The sequence below is a fragment of the Pseudomonas sp. JL2 genome, from assembly GCF_031570495.1.
GTDB lineage: Bacteria > Pseudomonadota > Gammaproteobacteria > Pseudomonadales > Pseudomonadaceae > Aquipseudomonas > Aquipseudomonas rhizophila.
In genome coordinates, this window is sequence record NZ_JAKUDH010000015.1 from 79,304 (window position 1) to 100,915 (window position 21,612).

20 protein-coding genes are annotated in these 21,612 nt (G+C 60.4%); 8 read left to right on the forward strand and 12 right to left on the reverse strand.

What is annotated here, in order from left to right; genetic code table 11:
- Nucleotides 1-29 precede the first annotated feature (29 nt).
- Nucleotides 30-677 (forward strand): YceH family protein, encoded by a 648-nt coding sequence (locus MKS85_RS19110; protein WP_047228508.1) that lies wholly within the window; start codon nucleotides 30-32, stop codon nucleotides 675-677.
- Here MKS85_RS19110 and MKS85_RS19115 read toward each other — a convergent pair whose 3' ends face one another.
- The gene (locus MKS85_RS19115; protein ID WP_188251334.1) at nucleotides 678-1,496 is read right to left on the reverse strand and encodes a shikimate 5-dehydrogenase; all 819 of its coding nucleotides are present in this window, start codon (nucleotides 1,494-1,496) and stop codon (nucleotides 678-680) included. It abuts the gene before it with no gap.
- A 161-nt stretch (nucleotides 1,497-1,657) separates the two neighbouring features.
- Between MKS85_RS19115 and MKS85_RS19120 the strand changes: the two genes are divergently transcribed.
- A complete protein-coding gene (locus MKS85_RS19120; protein ID WP_047228510.1) occupies nucleotides 1,658-2,008 on the forward strand; it encodes a hypothetical protein in 351 nt (116 codons plus the stop codon).
- Nucleotides 2,009-2,104: 96 nt separating this feature from the next.
- Here the strand turns inward: MKS85_RS19120 and MKS85_RS19125 are convergent, their stop codons facing one another.
- The 4 genes from MKS85_RS19125 to MKS85_RS19140 form a co-directional block, all read right to left on the reverse strand.
- Entirely contained in the window at nucleotides 2,105-3,625 is a 1,521-nt protein-coding gene (locus MKS85_RS19125) for a nucleobase:cation symporter-2 family protein (RefSeq protein ID WP_047228511.1), read from the reverse strand.
- A 140-nt stretch (nucleotides 3,626-3,765) separates the two neighbouring features.
- A complete protein-coding gene (locus MKS85_RS19130; protein ID WP_107322271.1) occupies nucleotides 3,766-4,584 on the reverse strand; it encodes an arylamine N-acetyltransferase in 819 nt (272 codons plus the stop codon).
- Between the two features lie 110 nt (nucleotides 4,585-4,694).
- Nucleotides 4,695-5,489 carry an exodeoxyribonuclease III gene (gene xth / locus MKS85_RS19135; RefSeq protein ID WP_047228513.1) on the reverse strand — a complete coding sequence of 265 codons (795 nt, stop codon included), beginning with the start codon at nucleotides 5,487-5,489 and terminating at the stop codon, nucleotides 4,695-4,697.
- A 107-nt stretch (nucleotides 5,490-5,596) separates the two neighbouring features.
- The gene (locus MKS85_RS19140; protein ID WP_188251336.1) at nucleotides 5,597-7,168 is read right to left on the reverse strand and encodes a GGDEF domain-containing protein; all 1,572 of its coding nucleotides are present in this window, start codon (nucleotides 7,166-7,168) and stop codon (nucleotides 5,597-5,599) included.
- A 300-nt stretch (nucleotides 7,169-7,468) separates the two neighbouring features.
- Here MKS85_RS19140 and chrA point away from each other — a divergent pair, with 300 nt between their 5' ends.
- Nucleotides 7,469-8,824 carry a chromate efflux transporter gene (chrA, locus tag MKS85_RS19145; protein WP_160891330.1) on the forward strand — a complete coding sequence of 452 codons (1,356 nt, stop codon included), beginning with the start codon at nucleotides 7,469-7,471 and terminating at the stop codon, nucleotides 8,822-8,824.
- On the opposite strand, the gene arsN2 is transcribed toward chrA, so the two are convergent.
- A complete protein-coding gene (arsN2, locus tag MKS85_RS19150) occupies nucleotides 8,821-9,252 on the reverse strand; it encodes an arsenic resistance N-acetyltransferase ArsN2 (RefSeq protein ID WP_188251337.1) in 432 nt (143 codons plus the stop codon). The two genes, chrA and arsN2, sit on opposite strands and share 4 nt — an antisense overlap.
- Nucleotides 9,253-9,444: 192 nt before the next feature.
- Here arsN2 and MKS85_RS19155 point away from each other — a divergent pair, with 192 nt between their 5' ends.
- Complete coding sequence (locus MKS85_RS19155) at nucleotides 9,445-10,596, forward strand: mechanosensitive ion channel family protein (RefSeq protein WP_188251338.1); 1,152 nt, start codon at nucleotides 9,445-9,447, stop codon at nucleotides 10,594-10,596.
- Between the two features lie 75 nt (nucleotides 10,597-10,671).
- On the opposite strand, the gene MKS85_RS19160 is transcribed toward MKS85_RS19155, so the two are convergent.
- From MKS85_RS19160 to MKS85_RS19170, 3 genes are all read right to left on the reverse strand, one after another.
- Nucleotides 10,672-10,932 (reverse strand): hypothetical protein, encoded by a 261-nt coding sequence (locus MKS85_RS19160; protein ID WP_177500506.1) that lies wholly within the window; start codon nucleotides 10,930-10,932, stop codon nucleotides 10,672-10,674.
- A gap of 123 nt (nucleotides 10,933-11,055) precedes the next feature.
- On the reverse strand, nucleotides 11,056-12,276 hold the full coding sequence (locus MKS85_RS19165) for an MFS transporter (RefSeq protein ID WP_188251339.1): 1,221 nt from the start codon (nucleotides 12,274-12,276) through the stop codon (nucleotides 11,056-11,058).
- A gap of 121 nt (nucleotides 12,277-12,397) precedes the next feature.
- Nucleotides 12,398-13,420, reverse strand: coding sequence for an alpha/beta hydrolase (locus MKS85_RS19170; RefSeq protein ID WP_188251340.1), 1,023 nt, complete (start codon nucleotides 13,418-13,420; stop codon nucleotides 12,398-12,400).
- A 247-nt stretch (nucleotides 13,421-13,667) separates the two neighbouring features.
- Here MKS85_RS19170 and MKS85_RS19175 point away from each other — a divergent pair, with 247 nt between their 5' ends.
- On the forward strand, nucleotides 13,668-14,585 hold the full coding sequence (locus tag MKS85_RS19175; protein ID WP_139049585.1) for an AraC family transcriptional regulator: 918 nt from the start codon (nucleotides 13,668-13,670) through the stop codon (nucleotides 14,583-14,585).
- 122 nt (nucleotides 14,586-14,707) lie between these two features.
- On the opposite strand, the gene MKS85_RS19180 is transcribed toward MKS85_RS19175, so the two are convergent.
- From MKS85_RS19180 to MKS85_RS19190, 3 genes are all read right to left on the reverse strand, one after another.
- Nucleotides 14,708-15,595: a LysR family transcriptional regulator gene (locus MKS85_RS19180; protein ID WP_139049584.1), complete on the reverse strand. Its 888-nt coding sequence runs from the start codon at nucleotides 15,593-15,595 to the stop codon at nucleotides 14,708-14,710.
- 4 nt (nucleotides 15,596-15,599) lie between these two features.
- Complete coding sequence (locus MKS85_RS19185; RefSeq protein WP_076383957.1) at nucleotides 15,600-16,286, reverse strand: cysteine hydrolase family protein; 687 nt, start codon at nucleotides 16,284-16,286, stop codon at nucleotides 15,600-15,602.
- 124 nt (nucleotides 16,287-16,410) lie between these two features.
- Entirely contained in the window at nucleotides 16,411-17,496 is a 1,086-nt protein-coding gene (locus MKS85_RS19190) for a diguanylate cyclase (RefSeq protein ID WP_047228522.1), read from the reverse strand.
- A 182-nt stretch (nucleotides 17,497-17,678) separates the two neighbouring features.
- On the opposite strand from MKS85_RS19190, the gene MKS85_RS19195 reads away from it, so the two are divergent.
- The 3 genes from MKS85_RS19195 (at nucleotide 17,679) to MKS85_RS19205 (ending at nucleotide 21,612) form a co-directional block, all read left to right on the forward strand.
- Nucleotides 17,679-19,133, forward strand: a complete 1,455-nt coding sequence (locus tag MKS85_RS19195) for an NAD(P)/FAD-dependent oxidoreductase (protein WP_188251341.1) — start codon at nucleotides 17,679-17,681, stop codon at nucleotides 19,131-19,133.
- A 16-nt stretch (nucleotides 19,134-19,149) separates the two neighbouring features.
- The gene (locus tag MKS85_RS19200; protein ID WP_047228524.1) at nucleotides 19,150-20,079 is read left to right on the forward strand and encodes an alpha/beta fold hydrolase; all 930 of its coding nucleotides are present in this window, start codon (nucleotides 19,150-19,152) and stop codon (nucleotides 20,077-20,079) included.
- 156 nt (nucleotides 20,080-20,235) lie between these two features.
- Nucleotides 20,236-21,612, forward strand: a complete 1,377-nt coding sequence (locus tag MKS85_RS19205) for a VOC family protein (RefSeq protein ID WP_223194424.1) — start codon at nucleotides 20,236-20,238, stop codon at nucleotides 21,610-21,612.

Genomic DNA, 21,612 nt, shown 5'->3' on the forward strand with positions numbered 1-21,612 from the left:
GGCGGCTTCCACAGCATAGGGAACGCGCGATGAGTATCGAAGAACAAAGCCCGGCCGAAGAACCGCGGCTCAACAGCACGGAAATCCGCATTCTCGGCGCGCTGGTCGAAAAGCAGGCCACCAACCCCGAGACCTACCCGCTGACGCTCAACGCCCTGGTGCTGGCCTGCAACCAGAAGACCAGCCGTGAGCCGGTCATGAACCTCAATCCGGGCCAGGTCGGCCAGAGCCTGCGTGCGCTGGAAGGTCGCGGCTTTACCAAACTGGTGATGGGCAGCCGCGCCGACCGCTGGGAGCATCGGGTCGACAAGGCCCTGGAGCTGGTGCCGGCCCAAGTGATTCTGATGGGGTTGCTGTTCTTGCGCGGCCCGCAGACAGTCAATGAACTGCTGACCCGTAGCGGGCGGATGCACGATTTCGAAGACACCGAACAGGTGGTGCATCAGCTTGAACGGCTGATCGCCCGTGGCTTGGCGCTGTTGGTGCCGCGTCAGCCCGGCCAGCGGGAAGACCGTTACATGCACGCCATGGGCGACCCGGCGGATATCGAAGCGATCCTCGCCGCCCGCCAGCATCCCGTGGAGCGTGGTGCCGGCAGCGGCGTGTCGCTGGAGCGCATCGAAGAACTCGAAGCGCGGATCGCCGCGTTGGAAGAACGGCTGGCGCGACTGGAGTAATCAGGATCGAGCGAACGCCACGGCCTTCTTGAATTGTTCCGCGCTGGGCCGCACGCCGGTGTACAGGACAAACTGCTCCAGGGCCTGGATCGCAATCACTTCGAGCCCGGTGATGACCCGTTTGCCCTCAGCCTGGGCGCGCACGATCAGCGGCGTTTGCGACGGGATCGCCACCACATCGAACACCGTCTCGGCCGCTGCAATGGTCTCGGGCTCGAACGCCAGTTGATCGGCTTCCGGGCCACCGGTCATGCCGATCGGCGTGACGTTGATCAGCATCTGCGGCCGTCGCTGCCCCAGTTCAGCCTGCCACTCGTAACCCAGGGAGCCGGCCAAGGCTCGCCCGGCGGTTTCGTTGCGGGCCACGATCAAACCGTTTGAGTAACCACCGTCGCGCAAGGCGCTGGCCACGGCCTTGGCCATGCCGCCGCTACCGCGCAGAGCAAAGGTTGAACCCTTGGGCACCGCATGGGTTTGCAGCAATTGGGCGATCGCGATGTAGTCGGTGTTGTAGGCCTTTAAATGGCCATCGGTGTTGACGATGGTATTGATGGACTGGATCGCGGCGGCGGAAGGATCGAGTTCGTCGACCAGGGCGATGCAGTCTTCCTTGAACGGCATCGACACCCCGCACCCGCGGATGCCCAAGGCGCGGATGCCGCCTACAGCACCGGGCAAGTCCTGGCTGCTGAATGCCTTGTAGTAAAAATTCAGCCCCAGTTGCTCATACAGGTGATTGTGAAAGCGCAGGCCGAAGTTCCCAGGGCGCGCCGATAGTGACATGCACAGTTGAGTGTCTTTGTTGGGGTTGATCTGCATGCGTGACTCCTTGCAGTAAAGAAACCGCTACAGACCTTACACAATATTTACCCAACGGCACGGCAAATTCTGAAAAAATCGCTGTCAGAGCAAGTATCCCCGCGACCCTCATTCGGGTCTGTTGCAGACCACAGGCGCCGGGGCCAAAACGAGGAATCGTTATGAACCGTCAACTCCCCATCATCGCCCTGCTCATGGGGGCACTCGCGGTCACCGGCCAGGCATCCGCCCATGGTCGAGGTGGTTGGGAGGGGCCCGCCGTGTTTGGCGCAATCGTTGGTTCGGCCATCGTCGGCTCAGCGATCATCAACCGTGATCGTCCGGTCTACGTGCAGCAACCGGTGTACGTCCAGCCACAACCGGTTTATGTGCAGCAGCCGCCACCGGTCTACTACCAGCCACAGCCGGTCTACATCGAGCGCCCTGTCTACTATCGTCCGGCGCCGGTGTATTACGGGCCACCACGGGGCTATTACTACGGCCCACCGCGCGGTCATTACGGGCGCTGGTGATCAGTCTCTGAGGCAAAAGGAAAGGCCTGTGATCCTCGATCACAGGCCTTTCTTTATTAAGAGACATAAAGCCGAGCAAGCGCCGTCGTCACGAGGCTAGACGTGCTCGCTGCTTTTCAATCGTACCGGGCCATGCTCTACCGGTGCATGGGCTGCCTCCGACACCACCGGAATCTCGTTGCCATCGCAGTCGTGCAGCTTGCCGTCACTGAAGTAGTCGCCTTCACGCAGCGCCGCCAGGTCCTGATAACGCAACACCCGCTCGGTACCGGCGGCGAATACGGACTGTTGATCCGAGTTACCCCGGGTGAAGTGATTGAAGGCCAGGTTCAGCACGATTGCCATGATCGCCGAAGAGCTGATGCCCGAATGGAAGATTGTCGCGAACCAGCTCGGGAAATGATCGTAGAAATTCGGCGCGGCGATGGGAATCATGCCAAAACCGATAGAGGTGGCGACGATGATCAGGTTGACGTTGTTGCGGTAGTCGACTTTTGACAGCGTGCGGATGCCGCTGGCAGCCACGGTGCCGAACAGCACAATACCGGCACCGCCCAACACCGAAGTCGGCACCGCCGCGATCACTCGGCCCATGAACGGCAGCAGGCCGAGTACCACCAGAAATACCCCGCCAGTTGCCACCACGAAACGGCTCTTGATCCCCGTCACCGCCACCAGCCCGACATTCTGGGCAAAGGCGCTCTGGGTGAAAGAGCCAAAGATCGGCGCGATCATGCTCGACAGCATGTCGGCCCGCAAGCCGTTACCCAGACGCCTGGAGTCGACTTTGGTGTCGATGATCTCGCCCACCGCGAGGATATCGGCGGACGTTTCCACCAATGTCACCATGATCACGATGCACATCGACAGAATGGCCGCGACATGAAAAGTCGGCATGCCAAAGTGGAAAGGTGTGGGGAAGCCGAACATCGGGCCTTGGCTGACGGATGAAAAGTCCGCCATGCCCAGGAATACGGCGATGACCGTACCAATGACCATTGCCAGCAGAATCGACAGCCGCGAGATCGTCGCGCTGCCCATTTTGCTCAGCAGCAGCACCAGGACCAGGGTGACGGCGGCCAAACCGATATTGGCCATGCTGCCGAAATCGGCGGCGTGGCTATTGCCGCCCATCGCCCAGCGAGCGGCTACCGGCATCAAGGTCAGGCCAATGGTGGTGATGACGATGCCAGTGACCAGCGGCGGAAAGAACCGGGTGATTCGCGAGAACACCGGAGTAATCAGTAAGCCGATCAAGGACGCGGCGATCACCGCTCCGAGGATGGCCTGGAACCCCCCTTCTCCGCCGCTGCCGACGATCGCCACCATGGTCGCGACCCCGGAAAACGAAACGCCCTGCACGAGAGGCAACTGACAGCCGAAAAACGGCAGGCCAAGGGTTTGCAACAATGTTGCAAGCCCCCCCGCGAACAATGACGCCGCGATCAACAGGCCGATGTCCGCCGGTGACAAACCGGCGGCCTGACCGATGATCAGTGGCACAGCGACGATGCCACCGTACATGGTCAACACATGTTGCAGGCCGTAAGCCATATTCGCGCCGACGCCAAGGTTTTCGTCCTCGGGCCGTGGGAGTGAAACATGGGGCGTTTTCATGGTTCGGGAGTTCCCTGTTTTTTGTTATGCGCACACTGTATTCAAAACTCAGGACAAATGTCCATAGAGTTGTATACAACTTATTGCGCACAGCCATCCTCTCCCGCGGATCCTTGCGCCTCCCCTGCTACCCCACTTCGTTACAGAAGCCCAACCACGGCGGGCCGTAAAAGCTCGCGTGGCGGTACGCGCAGACCAAACTCGTTTTCCAGCAGGTCGATCAGTTCGTCGGCGTCGGTGATTGTCCGGCGCTCGCTTTGCTCGCCTATCCGGTGCAAGGCATAGCTGTTTCCGTTCAGGGTCTTGCGCAATCCATCGCCAGTGCGAGCCACCATCAACCGGCCCATGAATGGCGACTCGGGGTGGTTGCTGACGTACCAATTGCCGACGGTGTAGTCGATGTCTTCCTGGCGCTGCAGATCGAACAGGTACATCGGCCGCCATTCGTCGGCCACGCAGGCACGCAGCAGATAGCCGTCCGGGTGAGCCTCGATGCGATAGGGTTCGTGGGGAGTGGCCTGGATGTCACGGCTGTCCAGCAGCAGCGGCGCAGTAGGCACCATGCCGCCGAAGCCGACATCGGTGGTGTAACGCACGCCGTCAAGCGTCACCAGGCTGAGGCGGTGGGTGCGGGCGGGCCAGGCACCCTCGGGGGCATTCATCACCACCCGTCCGGTGATGCCTCGGGCTTCGAAGCCCAGTTCCAACAGCAGCGCCAGGAACAATTGATTGAGCTCATAGCAGTAGCCGCCGCGGCCTTGTTCGAAGACTTTTCGCTCCACTGATTCGAGGTCGATGGGGACGGGTTGGCCCAGCAGCGTCGAAAGGGTTTCAAAGGGGAACTCGGCGGTGTGGCGTCGTTGAAGCAGGCGCAAGGTGTCGAGGGTCGGGGCTGGCGGTGTGTCGAAGCCCAGGCGTTGCAGATAACGGCCCGAATCGTTCAGTCGGGTTTGGCTCATGAGGATGTCCTTTCCTGTCCAGTGCAGGGCTTACAAAAAGTCCGCTGCTGGGGTGCAGATATAAGGCATTCGCCTTTGCGAGACAATAACCGACCGCAGACCTCGCTCCCTCACCGACGTTTTCGCGAAGCGAGCCGGATCCAGGTCGGAGCATGGTCGCTGGGATGCGGTTGATTCCTGACCCATGCGTCCACGCCCGCCTCGCTCAGGTAAGGACTGGCCGCCGGGTTGAGCAGCAGGTGATCGATGCGCAGCCCGGAGTTCTTTTGCCAGTGCTGACGGAAATAATCCCAGAAGGTGTATACCCGCTCGTCCGGGTACAGATGGCGCAACGAATCGGTCCAACCCTGGTCGAGCAACCTTTGGTAACACTCGCGGCTTTCGGGTTGCAGCAGGGCATCCTTGAGCCAGGAACGCGGGTTGTAGATGTCCAGATCGGTGGGCACCACGTTGTAGTCACCCGCCAGCACCACCGGATGATCGCTGGCCTGCAGCCCCTGGGCATAAGCGATCAGCCGTTCGAACCAGGCCAGTTTGTAATCGAATTTGGGCCCAGGTTGCGGGTTGCCGTTAGGCAGATAAAGACAACCCACCAGCACGCCATGCACCGCTGCCTCCAGGTAACGACTGTGGCGGTCATCGTCGCCACCGGGCAAGCCACGGCGGCTCTCCAGCGGTTGCGCATCACGGGCCAGGATCGCAACGCCATTCCAGGACGCCTGGCCGTGCCAGAGCGATCCGTAACCAACCGATTCCAGCTGCGCTGTGGGGAAATCCTTGTCCGCTGCCTTGAGTTCCTGCAAGCAGACAATGTCGGGTTTCTCCCGCTCCAGCCACTCCAGCAGATTGGGCAGTCGGGCCCGGATACCGTTGATATTGAAGGTCGCTATGCGCAGGTTTTTCATCGGGCCAGGGCTCCAGATCCAGGACACTAGCTGTGACCGACAAGCCACCGTGGTGGTTGCAACGACTTACGATCTCCCGGCCATCGATTTTGATGATTTCTGCGACCTCAACGATCCGAGCGCGCCAGCGTATCAAACCCGTCTTCCATCGATAACGCCGCCACTCGGTTGCGTCCGCTGTGCTTGGCCTGATAAAGCGCCGCATCGGCCCGCTGGAGGAACACTTCAATGCTGTCCAAACTGCTGGGCACGAACGCGTAGCAGCCCAGGCTCACCGTCAAGTAGCCGGTAGGAGAGCCGGCATGGGTGATGTGTTGGTCGATAACGCTGCGGCGGATCTGCTCGGCCAGGGCTAAGGCCCCTTGCAGGTTGGTATCGGGCAGCAGCACCGCGAACTCCTCGCCGCCATAACGCACGGCAAGGTCAGCCTTGCGATGACAGCAGCCCTTGAGCACCTTCGCCATTTCTGCCAGGCAATGATCCCCGGCCACGTGGCCGTAGGTGTCGTTGTAACGCTTGAAGAAATCGATATCGAGCATGATCAGGCTCAAGGGGCTGCGCTGGCGGGCGCCCCGGCCGAACTCGATGTCCAGGGCCCGCTCGAACAGCCGACGGTTCGCAAGCCCAGTCAGGCTGTCATGGGTGGCAATCAGCTCCAACGCCTCCTGGGCCTTGCGCAGGTCCGCTTCGATCCGTTCGCTGTTGCGCAACTGGCGCACGAATACCCAGCCGAACAGGCAGATACCCAACACCACCAACGCTACGATGAGACTGGATTTGAAGGCTCTGTCGTGCCACCCCGCCAGGATCGCCTGTTCGGACATCGCGGCAGTGACCACCAGTGGATAGGCCTGTAAATGCTGGTGGTCATAGAGCCTGAGGACGCCATCGGCAGCGGAGCGGATGGTCGCGGTACCGGCGCTTTCGCTGTACAACTCATGCTGAAAGACCGGTTCCTCAGCCAGGGATCGACCGATTTTCGCCTCGTCGAAGGGGCGCCGGGCCAGCAAGGTCCCGTCGGACAAGGCCAGGACCATCTCGTCTTGATCAGCGAGGCTGAAGCTTTCGAAGAATCGATCGAAGTACGACATCTTGATCCCGGCCAACAATACGCCCTGGAAATTGCCGTCCTGATCATTCAAGCGCCGCGACACCGGGATGATCCACTCGCCATTTTGTCGACTGCGGATAGCCGGCCCGATATGAGCGATCAGGGCGGTGTTCTGCTGATGGAACGTAAAGTAGTCCCGATCTGCTACCCCTGGGCCCCTGTGCAGTTGTTCAAAGGACGTAATGACCCAATGACCGTGCTTATCGAACAGGAACAGGCCATGCAATTGCTCCAGGGCTTGCACGCGCCGGGCAAAGGTTTTCTGCAGACGTGGTTGCAGCGCCGGACCGAAACCGTCGCTCTCTATCCAGTCCGCCAGGCTGGTCAGGACCAGGTCTGTCTGCTGGAACGTGTCCTGAGCCTGTTGGGCCATGGCCCGGGTGAGGTTGGCTGAGGCGGTGCGCGCCGACTCCAGATCGTAGCGACGAGACTGTTCCAGTTGCAAAAAAAGCAGGCCACACAGGCACAGGCAGACCGCCGCGATAAACGCCACCGCTGCCTTGAGCAACGGCAGGCGCTTGAGGGCACCGCCGGGGACATGGAACGGATCAAAATGGGGGATAGGCAAGCGAATTCCTGAGGGGGGCAAAGCATGAGCGAAACCCTCAAAGCCCCCAATATTCGTGAGCTTAGCCTACCGCCTGGGGGGGCGGCAATTTGCCGGTGTGGCATAGCCGATGGGTGGCTCAATGGATCCAAAATCCTGCGCATGGCCCTGTCAAATTCACCCGTTCTGGCCGGAAAATCCCCCCCAATGGCGACAATCCCGGAAAGCCGGTTTTTTTCATGAATCGCTTTGCCAGGGCTATCAAAATTGCGTAACGCCCCATAACGTAGGTCGCCTTTGCCATCCAAGCACCGGCCGACCATGAATAAACCCATCCCGACCGTCGACGACCCGTTGTCCAGCCCCTCGGCCATCAGCTTGCGCGAGGCGTTCTGGTTCTGGCTCAAGCTGGGCTTTATCAGTTTCGGTGGGCCGGCAGGACAAATCTCGATCATGCACCAGGAGTTGGTGGAGCGCCGACGCTGGATTTCCGAACGACGCTTTCTGCATGCCCTCAATTACTGCATGCTGCTGCCAGGCCCCGAGGCGCAGCAATTGGCGACGTACCTGGGCTGGCTGATGCACCGCAGCTGGGGCGGGATCATTGCCGGGGCGCTGTTCGTGCTGCCTTCGCTGTTCATTCTCATCACATTGTCCTGGCTGTATGTCGCCTTTGGCGAAGTGCCGGTGGTGGCCGGGATTTTTTATGGCATCAAGCCAGCCGTGACCGCGATCGTCGTGCATGCCGCCCACCGGATAGGTTCGCGCGCGCTCAAGAACAGTTGGCTGTGGGCCATCGCCGCCGGCTCGTTCACCGCGATATTCGCTTTCAATCTCCCCTTCCCGCTGATCGTGCTGGGAGCGGCGGTCATCGGGTACTTCGGCGGCCGCTGGGCACCGGAAAAGTTCAGCCTGGGCGGCCACAACGCCACGCATCAATCCTTTGGCCCGGCATTGATCGACGATGACACCCCGCCCCCGGAGCATGCCCGCTTCAGCGCCTTGCGACTGGCCCGGCTGGCGATCATCGGCGCCCTGCTGTGGGCCTTGCCGATGGGTGTGTTGACCCTGTTGTTCGGCTGGGAAGGCACCCTGACGCAAATGGCCTGGTTCTTCACCAAGGCGGCCTTGCTGACGTTTGGTGGCGCCTATGCGGTTCTGCCCTATGTGTATCAAGGCGCTGTCGGACATTTCGGCTGGCTGACCCCGACACAGATGATCGATGGTCTGGCCCTCGGCGAAACCACTCCCGGCCCGTTGATCATGGTGGTCGCTTTCGTCGGCTTCGTCGGTGGCTACGTGATGCAGGTGTTCGGCCCTGAACAGGCCTTCCTCGCTGGCGCGGTTGCCGCCACGCTGGTGACCTGGTTTACGTTCCTGCCCTCATTCCTGTTCATCCTCGCGGGTGGGCCATTGGTGGAGTCGACGCATAACGAGCTGAAATTCACCGCACCGCTGACGGCGATTACTGCCGCCGTGGTCGGGGTGATCCTCAACCTGGCCTGCTTCTTCGGTTACCACGTGCTTTGGCCCAGCGGTTTTTCCGGTGCGCTGGACTGGCCGTCGGCAATCATCGCGCTCGCCGCCGCCATTGCGCTGTTTCGCTACAAACGCGGCGTCATCCAGGTGCTACTGGGATGCGGACTGACCGGCCTGGCCGTGCATCTACTGCGTTAGATGAGGCATTTGCTCAGGTAGGCCGCCGAGGCCGGGCACAATGATCTGAATTGGGCCGTTTCGCTGATCGACATCGGCGCCAGCGAACGGTCACGCGGCTGATACCCCTGGGCGACAAAGAAGCTAGCAGCACTGGCAGTGAGCAGGTGAAGGCGCTCCACACCTTGGTTTTTCGCAAAGTCTTCCAGAGCGACCAGCATCGCTGCGCCTATGCCGCGCCCCCGCAGCCCCTCAGGGACCACCAGAGAGCGTAACAATCGGTCCGCGCCCTCCCCCTCGATCCCGCCAAACGCTGTCTGAGCGTCTGCTTGCCTGAAGCTGAAAAAACGTCGGCCCTGCTGGTTCAGGTCGTCCACAGGCAGACCCGCCAGGATCAGCGCCTGGCGCAACGGCTCCAACTCCTCATTGCTCAGTTCGGTCATGTGCATGGCATTGCTCTGACAGAGGTTCTGCCCAGGAAACTACGCCGCCAGCACTCTCCTACGCAACTGCTCGCGCAGAACAAAATTGAACGGCCCGTGCTTTGCGCGAACTAACCAGGTTCATGCCCTGCCCAGGTTCTCACACCAAAGTCGGCAAGGGCCAAAACCTGAACAGCAATGGCACAGGTGACCGTTCACATGGACTCAAGCTCTCTTCAGTTCCTTACCGATACCCAATTACTCGGCATCTCCATCGCCAACTGGCTCCTGGCCCTGGGTGTGATGGTGGTGAGTTTTATCATCGTCAGGGCCGGCATCGGCTTGCTGTTGAGAAAAGTGCAGGCCCGGGCACAGAAACCCGATGCGTATGTCAGCCACATCGCCGTCGAAGTACTGTCCAGTACCAGCAATACGCTGTTGTTACTGGCCTCCATCCTCATTGGCGTCGGCGTCCTGGACCTGCCGGAGCGTTGGCTTGACCGGGTCAGCAGCCTCTGGTTCGTGGTCGCAGCCTTGCAGGTGGGGCTCTGGGCCAACCGGGCAATTGCCCTGGCGTTGCTGCACTATTTCGCCCGCCACAGCCACTCCGACATCCACCAGAAAAGCGCGCTGGCCACCCTGAGCCTGTGGGGCGCGAAGGTGTTTCTCTGGGCCGTGGTGCTCCTGGCGATGCTCTCCAACCTAGGCGTGAACATCACCGCCTTTATCGCCAGCCTCGGGGTCGGTGGTATCGCCGTGGCGCTGGCGGTGCAGAACATCCTCGGTGATCTGTTCGCCTCGCTGTCCATCGCCGTGGACAAACCGTTCGAGGTCGGCGACTTCATTGTCGTGGGTTCCCTGGCCGGCACCGTGGAACATGTCGGCTTGAAAACCACGCGGATCCGCAGCCTGGGTGGCGAGCAGATCGTGATGGCCAATGCCGGAATGATCAGCACCACCATTCAGAACTACAAACGGCTTCAGGAACGACGGATCATCTTTGAATTCGCCCTGCCCCATGACTGCTCGACAGAACAGCTAAGGCAAGTGCCGGTCATCGTCGAAAACATCATCAAGGCTCAGGAAAAGACCCGCTTCGACCGCTCGCACTTTCGCGGTTTCGGCGAAAGCGCATTGGAATTCGAAACGGTGTACATCGTGCTGGACCCCAGCTACAACGTTTACATGGATGTCCAACAGGCGATCAACCTGGGCATGATGGAAGAATTCGCCAGAATCGGTGTGCGATTTGCGATCCCGGCCCGTACCGTTCATGTCGCCTCGCTACCCGATACGCAGGGGCAAACGTCCAAGGAAAACGCTCACAAGACCTCGCTGGAAGCCGCGCCGGAATATCGCTCGCAGCATTAACCTCCAAGCATTTACCCTGTGGGAGCAAAGCTTGCTCGCGATGAGGGCGCACACGCAAATGGGCGCCCACTCGTATCAAATAAAACTGACAGACCGCGAATTAGCTGGCGGATTGAGCAACGCATTGGCGCCGGTCTCAATCGCCGGCGACCTGTTTTCCACCGTTGGTTTCCCTACGAGAAGGCTCAACGCGTTGTCGATCTCGTCGGCCGCCCCTTGTGCGTACTGTGCGTTTGCCCAGCTCCAATGGTGTTCAAACATCAACCCGCCCACCGCCTGCGCGCACAGTTCATCACTGCAGACCCCCATCTTTCCCGCCGCAGCGATCACGGCCATAAGGGCTTGCTCCAACTGGAAAATTCGCTCGGTAGTCACACTGACCCACTCGATAGGTAACGATCCCCTAGCCTACCAATATATCAATGTGCCACCAACCGCAGGCGCTCAACGGTCATCTGCTCAAACGGCCTTGGCTTGCGCCCGGGCGCGGATGTCTGGGCAATCCCGAACCGCGGCCCGTGCAGCCAGGATGCCGAGAACGGCTGCACCACCCAGCACAACCGCGCTGGCTTCGAAAGTCGCCTGATAGCCGCTCAGATCGAAAAGGATGCCGCCCACCGTGGCACCCGCCGCAATCGCAAGCTGAATGATCGCGACCATTAATCCACCCCCTGCTTCGGCATCATCTGGCAGCGTTCGCGCCAGCCAGGTCCACCAGCCGACGGGGGCAGCGGTGGCCACTAAACCCCAAAGCCCCAGCAGGATAATCGTGATGGTTGCCGACGCCCCGAACCCCACCAGGGCAAGTGCAATCGCTGCCATCAGCAACGGGATGACGATGAGCGTCCGGTACAGGCCATTTTTCAAGAACGCACCGATCACAAAGGTACCGAGCAAACCGGCCACGCCAATCACCAGCAATGCAAATGAAAGCAAAGACACGCTCATCTGCGTCACCGTTTCAAGGAACGGTCGTAGATAGGTGAACAACATGAATTGACCCATGAAGAATGCGCTGGCAGCCAGCATGCCCAAGGCTATGGGGCCCCGCGCCATCAATTTGAACACGTTGGCGCTGCCCTGCTTCGTCTGTGCCGGCATGGAGGGCAGGCGTAACAGCAGCCAGACCAAAGCGGTGGCGGCGACAGGCACAATGCAAAAGAACGCGCCACGCCAACCGATTATCTGCCCAAGAAAACTGCCCAGCGGCGCCGCCACCACAGTCGCCAACGCGTTACCGCCATTGACGATCGCCAGAGCCCGTGGGATCTGCTGATCCGGCACCAGCCGCATGGCCGTGGCGGCTGACAACGACCAAAAGCCGCCAATCGCAACGCCGATCAGTGCGCGTCCGGCCATGAATACCGCGTAATTGGGTGCCAATGAGACCACCGTTCCAGAAATGATCATCAACAGTGTCAGCAGCAGGAGCAAACTTTTACGGTCCACCCTAGCGGCAATCGATGCAATGAACAGGCTGGTAATCAGGGCAAAGGCGCCAGACACGGCGATGCCTTGACCGGCCTGCCCTTCGCTAATGTGAAGATCGGCCGCAATGGGCGTGAGCAGGCTGACCGGCATGAACTCCGATGCAACGAGGGCGAACGCAGCGAGGGACATGGCAAGCACCGCGCTCCACGTCGGGCGGTCTTGGGAGATGGGCAATACGCTATCGGTCATGGGATATGAATCCTGTGTTTCTTGAGCGTCGGGTCCACTGAAGACTCGAGGGGACGAACTGCGGCAACGAAGATCGCTGCCGCAGGACAAGAGGTGCCAAGTGATGGCGTGATTGAGGGAGTTACTTCAGATTGTTGCGAAAGAACCCGGCCAACTTGTCGAACGGGATCAGGTTCACCCGGTCGTAAAGGTCCACATGGTTGGCTCCCGGGATGATGAGCAACTCTTTGGGTTGCGCGGACCGCTTGTAGGCATCTTCACTGTACTCACGCGAGTGCGCCTCGGAGCCGGTGATAAACAGCAAAGGACGCGGCGAGATGCTTTCAATGTCATCGAACGGGTAGAAGTTCATGAACTTGACGTTGCTGGACAGCGTGGGCATGGTCGTGGTCTGCGGCGAAGCGCCGGCGGGAGTGACTTCGCCACGCGGGGTCCGGTAGAAGTCAAAGAACTCATCCGCGATGGCATCGCCCGTCAATTTCAGCGGTGAGCCAGAGGTGTACGAGGTTTTCCCACCGATAAACTCCACATAGCGCTGCTCGGCTGCCGTGGCCAGGAACTGTTTTTTCTGTTCCGCCGTTGTCGAGTTACCCAGGCCTTTGCGGTACAAGTCGCCATGGTTGTACATGCTGACCGTCGCGATGGCCTTCAGGCGCGGGTCTATCTTGGCTGCGCTGATGACGAAAGCGCCGCTGCCGCAGATACCAATGATGCCGATGCGCTCGCGATTGACGAACGGCCGGGTGCCGAGAAAATCCACCGCAGCGCTGTAGTCTTCTGCGTACATGTCCGGCAACACCGCATTGCGCGGCGTACCCTCACTCTCCCCCCAGAACGACAAATCCAGGGAGAGCGTAACAAAACCCTGCTCGGCCATTTTGGTCGCGTACAGATTGGAACTCTGCTCCTTCACCGCGCCCATGGGATGACCCACGATGATAGCGGCGCTTTTCGCCTTCGGGTCCAGTCCCTTTGGGACAAACAGATTACCTGCCACCTCCATCCCGTATTGATTCTTGAAGGCGACCTTTTCCACTGTCACCTTGTCACTTTTGTAGAAGTTGTCAGCACCGTTGGACATATCAGCCCCCATGGATGAGCAAGAGACGATAAGCAGACCGAGGGCAAGCAGCATTCTTTTCACTGGATAGTCCTTCTGTTTGAGTGATTCGAGGGGTGTCGCCCGCGTAGGCTCGAACATGCATTGAGTAATGATCTCCTGAGTCAGGTCGGATCAAATTTTCAGCGCCCAACCCGGATTTCAGGTAGCGCATTACGCTGCTTTTCTTGCCCGATCCTATGAGTTCGCCCACTTCATGTAGGCAGCGCTTCGCTTGGCGAGTTAATGTTCTGCCTATAGCTATCAGTCCTGGACAACTTCCGAACCCGCCATGACCACCCAACGCAAATCCCTGCAAGAGACGCTCGCCAGCCTCATTGACGCCCGGACCCCACAGACGGGGGACTTTGATATGCCGGTGGCCGGCCTTAGTTTCTTTCGACGTGAAGCCCCGGCGCGTCCCGTCATCTGCATGATCGAACCGAGCATCGTGCTCGTGGCCCAAGGCGTGAAACAGGTATGGGTAGGTGGCAAGGCGTATGGATACGACACCACACGATTTCTCATCACTTCGCTGGACATCCCCGCCAATTCTGAAGTGATGGTGGCAAGCCCGGAGCAACCTTGCCTGGGCCTGGTCTTCAAGCTCGACTTGCGCATGGTCGCCGATCTGGTCGCCCAGAGCGGCATGACGCCGTATCGAGACCGGCCCATCGGAATTGGCGCAGGCATTGGTACAGCAACACCTGAGCTTCTGGCGCCGTTCGCACGCTTGTTGGCGCTGCTGGATGAGCCTGACGCGATCCCTGTACTGGCGCCGCTGATCCAACAAGAAATTCATTATCGGTTGTTGATGAGCGACCAGGCTTCGCGGCTGCGTCAGATCGCCTCCGTGGACAGCCAGGGCTACCGGATCGCCAAAGCCATCGACTGGCTGAAATTGAATTACACCGAACACATCCGCGTAGAGGACCTCGCGGCGCGTGTGCAGATGAGCCCCCCCACCTTCCACCATCACTTCCGCCAGCTCACCGCGATGAGTCCGCTGCAGTACCAGAAGTGGCTACGGTTGAACGAAGCGAAGCGCTTGATGCTCAATGAGCATATGGACGTGGCGAGTGCGGCCTTCAAAGTGGGCTATGAAAGCCCCTCGCAGTTCAGCCGTGAGTACGGCCGTTTGTTTGGCATGCCGCCCAAGCGGGATATTGCGACGTTGCGCGGGCCAGCCGATCACACCAAGGCTGTTTGATTCATTGTGGCTTACCCCATTGTGACGAGGGAACTCCCTCGCCACGGCTCAGATACATCTTTCAAATCGTCGCAACGTTGTCCGGGCTTTTCAGGCCCCGGCGCTGTTCAGTCCGAGGTCCATCAGTTCCTGGCGCCGTAATACTGCGCCATGTAATCCACAAACACTCGAACCTTGGCCGGCAAATTCCGCGCATGCGGGTAAAGCGCATAGTAGTGCCGCTGCCCAAGCGTGTACTCAGGCAGAATCCGCACCAGTCTTCCCGTCAGCAAGTCATCCTGCACCGTCGCCAGGGTAAACGCGGCAATGCCCCCGCCCGCCAGAGCGCAGGCGTGCAAGGCGGTGATGGTGTCCGTATGAAAGCTGCTGGCGCAATCCACCGTGCTCGACTCCCCTGCTTCCCCCACCAGCACCCACTGCGTGGCCGAGGCATACGTCAGCAGCCGATGGTCGTTGAGTTCAGCAACGCCGCGAGGCAGCCCGCGCTTGAAGACATAGGCCGGTGCCGCCACCAGAACCAGCGGCGAAACGCTGAGCAAGCGCGCGACAAGACTGCTGTCGGCCAACGGCCCGCAAATCCGTAATGCCACATCGAACCCATCGGCTACCAGATCGACAAGCGGATCCGAGCAGGACAAATCGACCTGGATGTCCGGATAGCGCTCCTGGAACGCCGGCAACCAACGGGCCAGCTCCAGCGTACCGATCACCAGCGGTGAACTGATGCGCAGCAGCCCGGAGGGCCGTTCCTGTTCCAGGGTCACCGCCTGGGACGCGGCATCAACGCGATCCAGAATATCCACGCAAGCGGCGTAGTAGCGCTCGCCTGCTGCCGTAAGGCTCATGCGTCGGGTATTGCGATTGATCAGACGCACGCCCAGCACAGACTCCAATTGCTGCAAGTTGCGCGACACCGACGAATGAGTGGTGTCCAGTCGTTCGGCCGCGGCTGAAAACCCCTGAGCCTCCACGATGCAGCGAAACACGCGCATGGCGAGCATCTGATTCATATTTTCAGCGTACCGGCAGCTTGATGATTTGGGCGGTGGTCATCACATCACCGAAAGTATCCTCGACCTCGGCCAGTGCGGCCTTGTGCAAGGCGTCCTTGTCGATCGCTTCGCCACTGACCCGGGTGATCGCACGGGTAGCCGATGCATCGGAGGCGACCAACACATTGTAGCCAAGCGGCGCCGCATCACGGGCAGCACCGGCCACGCACGCGTGGGTCATGAGGCCGGAGATGATCAGGTTTTCGATACCAGCGCTCTTCAAACGCTTGTCCAGGTCGGTACTGCCGAAGACGCTGACAGTGGTCTTTTGCAAGACAACATCCTGGGCCCGGGGCTGCATGTCCGGATGGAATTTCACGGTTTCGCCACCCTCGGCAAACACCGCCGAACCGGCCGGCGCAATGTGCTGGATATGGAACACCGGCATGTGGTGATCATCGGCGAAATCAATCAGTTCGCGAGTATTGGCCAACGCAGCAGCGCCGTCAGGGATGGGCATTTTGCCGGTGAAATATTCGTTCTGAAAATCGATTACCAGTAACGCGGTTTTACCGGCCGGGAGTTGGTTGACCGGCTCCGCGCCAGCCATGGCTCGAATGGTGGGATGGGCATCAGCCAATGCGCCGGTGCTGGCGACAATACCGGAGAACGCACAAGCGGCGAGCAAACGACGGGTAAAACGTTGCATGAGGGATTCCTTCACAAGTGGTTGAGTGAAGCAATCCTAGGGGGATAGTTCAGGCCGGAACACAGTGCGGCTGGAACAGGACTTGTTTGTGTTACGCACAAATAAGCCCTCTTCCTCGGTTGAATCAGAAAGAAACCGCCGGTTCCTCGAGCATCTGGCACTGCCGATGGCAAACGACCCGGTTGCGCCCGCCGGTCTTGGCCTCGTAAAGCGCCTGGTCGGCGTCGTTGAGCCAGAGAGTGGCGTCGCCATAGGCCGGGTTGAAGGCGGCCAGGCCAATGCTCAGACTGCCCTTTAGCGCGGGGGCCTGCTCGTAGCCGAGCAGGGCGAACCGCTCACGCAGGGCCTCCATGGCCAGCACGGCATTGTGCAACGTCAGGTCCGGCAGAATCACGCAGAACTCGTCCCCCCCATAACGTCCGACAATGTCGGTGGCCCGCAGGTTTTGCTTGAGCATCTTGCCCAGCTGACGCAACACGATGTCACCAGCGCCATGGCCATAGGTGTCATTGATGGCTTTGAAGTGGTCGATGTCCATCAGCGCAATCACGCCGTGACCAGCCCCATCGTGTGGCTGTCGCAGGCAGCGCTGGAACTCCTCGTTAAGCCGGTCCTTCCACGCCCCATGATTGAGCAGACCGGTCAGGCTGTCGGTACGGCTCAGGGCCAACAACTCGCGCTTTTGCCGGCCCAGAATGGCGGTCTGGCGAAAACAGATCCAGCCCAACGCCAGCGGATATATGCACAACAGAGGCAAACTGGCATAGAGCTGCGCCGAACTGGTCATCGGCACACTGGTCAACGGGAAGATCGCCAGGCCCAGGGCGATGCCCGTCACTTGGACCGCCGCCCCGGCGAACAGAAAACGCAAGCCCCCGATGGAGACGTTGTTCATCGCCATCATTGCCAGCGTAACGGCTGTGGGCAGCGGATTGAATTGCATCGCAACGACCCAGAAACCGCCAAGAAAGGCGTCAATCAGCAAGTTTCGGCGTTCGGCCTGGTACGGCTGCGCCGCGCGACGGGCCCACTGATAGGCCACATGCGGCCATAACAAGCCGTTGAACAGCATGGCCCACCAGACCCAAGGTGCCGGGTCAAGGGGATAGACGGCGACACTCACCAACAACAACCCTAGCATCAGGCCCAGGATTCGTGAGGTGTAAAGCCTCCTGGCCAATGACAGTCCCTTTCGTCCCGTTCTTTGCATAGAGGCCTCTGCACCGAGGGCTTCCCGGGTTGTGGGATAGGGTTATTTGGAGTCTATCAGGGCAGCATCAAATAGCCACCATCGATGAAGGGTTATTTATTCGCCATCAAATGCACGGCTCCGCTCGGATTTTGGCTATACATGACAAAGGGAATCGGCAACCACCACCAGAAAGGAGGCCCATGCGCAGCTATCAGGTGTTGATCATCGGCAGCGGGTTCGGGGGCCAGTGCGCGGCAATCAATCTCCTCAAAGAGGGCATAACGGATTTCCTGCTCTTGGAGCGACGGAATTTCTTCGGCGGCACCTGGTGCCAGAACACCTACCCCGGCGCGGCGGTAGACGTGCCGTCGCCCTTGTATTCGCTCTCATTCGCCGCTTACGACTGGAGCCGGATGTTCGCCAGCCAGGAGGAGCTGCACCGCTACACCCGGCACGTGATAGAACGCTTCGCCCTGCAGGACAAGGTACAACTGGGCGCGAATGTGCAGCGGGTGGCATGGGACGACAATGCCCGACATTGGATCGTCGACACCGCCAGCCAAGGGACCTTTCATGCGCAATTCCTGATCAATGCCACAGGCCCCCTCAGCCAACCGGTGATCCCTGATTTCGAAGGCCGGGATCGCTTCCAGGGCAAGACGTTTCACACCAATGATTGGGACCACACCTACGACTATCGCCACAAACGCGTTGCCATCGTCGGCAGTGGCGCCAGCGCCGCCCAAGTCATCCCGGCCATTGCGCCAGAAGTCGCCCATCTGCACGTGTTTCAGCGTACGCCCCACTGGGTACTGCCGCGCCGCGACCGCACGTTCAACCGTCTCGAACGTTGGTTGCTGAGCCTGGCGCCGATGCGCACCCTGTTGCGCTGGTCGATCTACTGGCAATTCGAAACCCGGGTGATTGCGTTCAAATATTCACGGCCGGCGGTTCGCATGGTCCAGCGCCAGGCCCTGAACATGCTTGAACGCCAAGTGCCTGATCCGGTTCTGCGTCGTCGCTTGCCCCCTGACTACCTGATCGGCTGCAAGCGCGTCATCCTGTCCAGTACGTTGTATCCGGCCCTGTGCCGGGCCAACGTCAGCGTGCATGGCCAGGAGCACGGCATCGCCGCCCTCGATGAAACCGGCATCATCACCCGGGACGGCCAGCACATCCCGCTGGACCTGATCATCTGGTCGACAGGCTTTGACGCCACCGACGGGGTGATTTCCTATCCCGTCACCGGCCGCAACGGCACCCGACTGCACGACGTCTGGGCCCAATACCCGCGCGCCTACCTGGGTACCAGCCTGCCGGACTTCCCCAACCTGTTCATCGTGACCGGGCCCAACACCGGCATCGGTCACACCTCGGCACTGTTCATCATCGAGTCGCAGATGAACTACATCCTGGACTGCATCCGCACCTTGAACCGGCAAAACCTGCGCAGCATCGAAGTGCAGCCTGCCGCCGAACAGCGCTACACCGAAATGATCCACCGGGAAATGCAACGCACTGTATGGAAATCCGGCGGCTGTCACAGCTGGTATCAAAGCAAAAGCGGCCACGTCGTCGCGATGTTCCCCGGTTTCAGCTTCACTTATCACTATCTGACTCGTCGGCTCCGGTTGGCCGATCACATTCTGTCCTGACCCTGGAGGGCAAAGCATGTTGGTGTTGTGGGTAGTCCTCGCCGTGTTTATCGCCTGGAGCTGGCTGACGTATCCAGGCATCGGCCATGTGCTGTACGACATGGGCATGGCCCTGGAAGCGCGTCTGTACCGACTGCACAAGATCACGGTGCCCATCAGCGAGATGACCGTGTCGACCTGGCAAGGCGGGCCCTACGAAGCGTCCGGCAGCATATTGATGCTGCACGGCTACAGCGCCGACAAGAACCTATGGCTGCGTTTTGCCCGGCATTTTGTCAGCGACTACCGGGTGGTGATTCCTGACCTGGCCGGCCATGGCGAAACCGGCTTCAAGGCCGGCGGCGGTTATGACATCCCGACCCAGGCCCGACGGGTGATCGAACTGCTGGATGCCTGCGGCCTGGACAAGGTTCATGTGATCGGCAACTCCATGGGCGGTCATCTCGCCGCCTGGCTGGCAGCGACCTCCCCGGAACGGATACTCACCCTGGCCCTGATCGACCCGGCCGGCGTCACCGCGCCCGAACCCAGCGACATGGAGCGGCACCTGGCAGCCGGCCACAACCCGTTTCTGGTGCGCTCGCGGGACGACTTCGCTCCGTTCTACGCGATGACGATGGCCTCGCCGCCGTGGGTGCCGAGTGTGGTGCTGGCGGCGCTGGCCGAGCGTTATGAGCAGCGCCGGGATGAACTGGAAGAGATCTTCGTGGATTTTCGCGCCAGCCCGCCGATGGAGCCGCGCCTGCCCGACATCCGCGCGCCTTCGCTGCTGCTCTGGGGTCGCAAGGACCGGCTGATTGACGTCAGCAGTGTGCCCGTATGGAGCAAGGGCATCGCCGACTTGCGTGTGGAGATCTGGGAGGGAGTAGGCCACATGCCCATGGTCGAACGACCCGGGAGAACCGCCGCGCTGTATCGCGACTTTCTCAAGGGCCTGGGCCAGTGACCTTGATGCCGCTCTTCAAGGCTGCCTGAGCCACGGTGAAGTGGGCGGATCAGTCCCTGACAGAATGAAGTCCTGAAGATTCTTCGTTTGTCGACGCTGGTGAAGGCTGCGATCTTTCCTCCCACTTTCCCACAGCTTGCACCAGGAATTCTCACAATGAGCTTCGTCAGTCCCGACCTGATCCGCCAACGCTTCTCCAAGGCGATGTCCGACATGTACCGCGACGAGGTGCCGCTGTACGGGGCACTGATGAACCTGGTGGAACAGACCAATGCCCAGGTGCTGGTCAACGACCCGCACTTGGCCGAACACTTGCGCAGTACCGGTGAACTCCAGCGTCTGGACCTGGAGCGCCACGGCGCGATCCGTGTCGGCACCGCCGCAGAACTGGCAACCCTGGGGCGTCTGTTCGCGGTCATGGGCATGCACCCGGTGGGCTACTACGACCTCACGCCCGCCGGGGTGCCTGTGCATTCCACGGCATTTCGAGCCGTGCATGAAAGCGCCTTGCAGGTCAGCCCGTTCCGGGTGTTTACCTCGTTGCTGCGTCTGGAGCTGATCGAAAACGCCGAGCTTCGGGCCTTTGCCGAATCGGTACTGAACAAGCGCCAGATCTTCACCTCCGAGGCGCTCCAGCTCATCGACCTGGCCGAACGCCAAGGTGGCCTGACCGAACCACAGGCTGATGACTTCGTCCTGCAGGCCCTGGAAACCTTTCGCTGGCACCACAGCGCCACCGTCACGGCCGAGCAATATCGGCAACTGAGCGCCCAGCATCGGCTGATCGCCGACGTGGTGGCTTTCAAGGGCCCGCACATCAATCACCTGACGCCACGCACCCTGGACATCGACATCGTGCAGGCCCAGATGCCCGTGCACGGCATCACCCCCAAGGCAGTCGTCGAAGGCCCGCCCCGTCGGCATTGCCCGATCCTGCTGCGGCAGACCAGCTTCAAGGCGCTCGACGAACCTGTAGCGTTCACCGACCAGCCCCACTCCCAAGGCAGCCACAGCGCCCGCTTCGGCGAAATCGAGCAACGGGGCGCCGCCCTCACCCCGAAAGGTCGCGCACTCTACGATCAGTTGCTGAACGCCGCTCGGGATGCGCTGGGGGAGTTTCCCAACGAAGCCAACGCCGAACGCTATAACGCACTGATGACCGAGCATTTTGCCCAGTTCCCTGACAACCACGATGAGCTGCGTCGGCAGGCACTGGCGTACTTTCGCTATTTCGTGACGCCAAAGGGCCTCGCTGCCAAAGGCACGATCAAGCAACCGGTCTCGCTGGAACGCTTGCTGGAAGCGCAATACCTCCACGCCGAACCCCTGGTGTACGAGGACTTCCTGCCAGTGAGCGCCGCCGGCATCTTCCAGTCGAACCTCGGCGATGCCGCTCAAATTCACTACGCCGGACAGTCCAATCGCCAGGCATTCGAGCAAGCGCTGGGACAACCGACCATCGATGAGCTGCAGTTGTATGCCGAAACGCAACAGCGCTCGATGGATGAGTGCATGTCCGCCCTGGGAATGTAG

Coding starts and splice junctions, on each gene's coding strand:
- MKS85_RS19195 (WP_188251341.1), top strand. CDS start 17,679: ATGCGCAGCTATCAGGTGTTGATCATCGGCAGCGGGTTCGGGGGCCAG.
- xth (WP_047228513.1), bottom strand. CDS start 5,489: ATGAAAAACCTGCGCATAGCGACCTTCAATATCAACGGTATCCGGGCC.
- MKS85_RS19125 (WP_047228511.1), bottom strand. CDS start 3,625: ATGAAAACGCCCCATGTTTCACTCCCACGGCCCGAGGACGAAAACCTT.
- MKS85_RS19185 (WP_076383957.1), bottom strand. CDS start 16,286: ATGCAACGTTTTACCCGTCGTTTGCTCGCCGCTTGTGCGTTCTCCGGT.
- MKS85_RS19130 (WP_107322271.1), bottom strand. CDS start 4,584: ATGAGCCAAACCCGACTGAACGATTCGGGCCGTTATCTGCAACGCCTG.
- MKS85_RS19190 (WP_047228522.1), bottom strand. CDS start 17,496: ATGCAAAGAACGGGACGAAAGGGACTGTCATTGGCCAGGAGGCTTTAC.
- MKS85_RS19180 (WP_139049584.1), bottom strand. CDS start 15,595: ATGAATCAGATGCTCGCCATGCGCGTGTTTCGCTGCATCGTGGAGGCT.
- MKS85_RS19175 (WP_139049585.1), top strand. CDS start 13,668: ATGACCACCCAACGCAAATCCCTGCAAGAGACGCTCGCCAGCCTCATT.
- MKS85_RS19160 (WP_177500506.1), bottom strand. CDS start 10,932: ATGGCCGTGATCGCTGCGGCGGGAAAGATGGGGGTCTGCAGTGATGAA.
- MKS85_RS19200 (WP_047228524.1), top strand. CDS start 19,150: ATGTTGGTGTTGTGGGTAGTCCTCGCCGTGTTTATCGCCTGGAGCTGG.
- MKS85_RS19115 (WP_188251334.1), bottom strand. CDS start 1,496: ATGCAGATCAACCCCAACAAAGACACTCAACTGTGCATGTCACTATCG.
- arsN2 (WP_188251337.1), bottom strand. CDS start 9,252: ATGCACATGACCGAACTGAGCAATGAGGAGTTGGAGCCGTTGCGCCAG.
- MKS85_RS19165 (WP_188251339.1), bottom strand. CDS start 12,276: ATGACCGATAGCGTATTGCCCATCTCCCAAGACCGCCCGACGTGGAGC.
- MKS85_RS19205 (WP_223194424.1), top strand. CDS start 20,236: ATGAGCTTCGTCAGTCCCGACCTGATCCGCCAACGCTTCTCCAAGGCG.
- MKS85_RS19155 (WP_188251338.1), top strand. CDS start 9,445: ATGGACTCAAGCTCTCTTCAGTTCCTTACCGATACCCAATTACTCGGC.
- MKS85_RS19120 (WP_047228510.1), top strand. CDS start 1,658: ATGAACCGTCAACTCCCCATCATCGCCCTGCTCATGGGGGCACTCGCG.
- chrA (WP_160891330.1), top strand. CDS start 7,469: ATGAATAAACCCATCCCGACCGTCGACGACCCGTTGTCCAGCCCCTCG.
- MKS85_RS19110 (WP_047228508.1), top strand. CDS start 30: ATGAGTATCGAAGAACAAAGCCCGGCCGAAGAACCGCGGCTCAACAGC.